The sequence below is a fragment of the Acinetobacter sp. KAM396 genome (genome assembly GCF_021602765.1).
GTDB classification, from domain to species: Bacteria; Pseudomonadota; Gammaproteobacteria; order Pseudomonadales; family Moraxellaceae; genus Acinetobacter; species Acinetobacter towneri_A.
On sequence record NZ_BPPH01000080.1, the window covers coordinates 1 to 1441 of the forward strand.

3 protein-coding genes are annotated in these 1441 nt (G+C 46.9%); all 3 read left to right on the top strand.

All coding sequences use genetic code 11. From position 1 onward, the window contains the following. A partial coding sequence (locus L6C30_RS14530) for a transposase (RefSeq protein ID WP_236163406.1) occupies nt 1-456 on the top strand: 456 nt, incomplete at its 5' end. Next, nucleotides 453-788, top strand: a complete 336-nt coding sequence (gene tnpB / locus L6C30_RS14535; RefSeq protein ID WP_000618090.1) for an IS66 family insertion sequence element accessory protein TnpB — start codon at nt 453-455, stop codon at nt 786-788. The genes L6C30_RS14530 and tnpB, both read left to right, overlap by 4 nt. 74 nt (nt 789-862) lie before the next feature. Then, nucleotides 863-1441, top strand: a 579-nt coding sequence (locus L6C30_RS14540; protein WP_236163213.1) for an IS66 family transposase zinc-finger binding domain-containing protein, incomplete at its 3' end; no start/stop codon positions are given.

Here is a 1441-nt window from a genome sequence, read left to right on the forward strand (position 1 = left end):
CACTTAAATTTAAGTGGACACCTATTTATGGATTTAAAGACAGTTATAGACAGTGCACCAACGCTAAAAAAGCCCCGTCGAACCTTCACAGCTGAATTTAAACATCAACTTATTCAGCAATGCCAGCAGCCAGATATATCAGTGGCCAAGGTAGCAATGCAACATCAGATCAATGCCAATCTGCTACATAAATGGATTCGTCAGTCCAGATCAATGCCCCCTGCATTAAAAACCCCATCCATTCCACAGACTGACTTTCTTCCGGTCATTCTTCACCCGACTCCAGTCAAACAAGAAGCACCTCTACCACCTGTGCCAGAGAAGAAAGCTGTCGCTCATATCAGGATTCCATTACATGAGGCACCAAGTTCCGCAAGGGATCAGATGATCGAGATCGACTGGCCGGTGGAGTCAGTAACTGAATTACTGTTGCTGATCCAGGGTTTGACTCAATGATTCGTATTGATGAGATCTGGTTGTCTACCCAGCCGATGGACATGCGTGCAGGGATGGATACAGCCATGGCTCAGGTGCTGAGAGCCTTTGGCTACATCAAACCGCATTGCGCTTACCTGTTCTGTAATAAGCGTGGCCATCGTATGAAAGTGCTGGTGCATGATGGACTGGGTATCTGGCTGTGTGCCCGGCGGCTGGAACAGGGGAAATTCCACTGGGCTAAAGTTCACCAGGGTGAAAGTATGGCGATCAGCCCGGAGCAGTTACAGGCACTGATCCAGGGTTTGCCCTGGCAAAGAATCGGACTGCAGCAAGTGGTAACAATGCTCTAAACCAGGCTCATCCATTCTGCTATTCTCCAAACGTTCTATTTCCTCTGCATCATGACCTCAGGCATACTGCGGTCATGAATACGCTGCCTGACTTAAGCCAACTGACCCATGAACAACTGCTGGAATTTACCCGGCAGTTGGCGATGCAGCATCAGTCTCTAGCACAATCAAACCAGCAATTAGATGCCAGAGTTCAACATCTTGAAGTCACCAATCAGCAATTAGATTCTAAAGTTCAACATCTTTCTATTCTCAATCAAAAATACGAGCATGAACTGGCGCTGTTTAAAAAGCACAAATTCGCCCAAAAGAATGAACACTTAACGGCAAAACAAATCCATCTGTGGGATGAAGCGGTTGAAGAAGATATTGCCGCGGTTGATCTAGAACTGGAACGGCTAAATGCAGATAAAACCAATGCAGCGACACACAAAGCCAAAACCAATAAACCTAAACGTCGACCACTGCCAGATCATCTACACACCATCCGTATTGAGCATGAACCTGCATCAACCCAATGTGCTTGTGGATGCCAACTCCGGCGTATCGGCGAAGATGTCAGTGAAAAACTGCATTTCAGACCGGCACAGTTCTATAAGGAACAGCATGTGCGTGGTAAATGGGTCTGTGATCAGTGTGACACCCTGACTCAG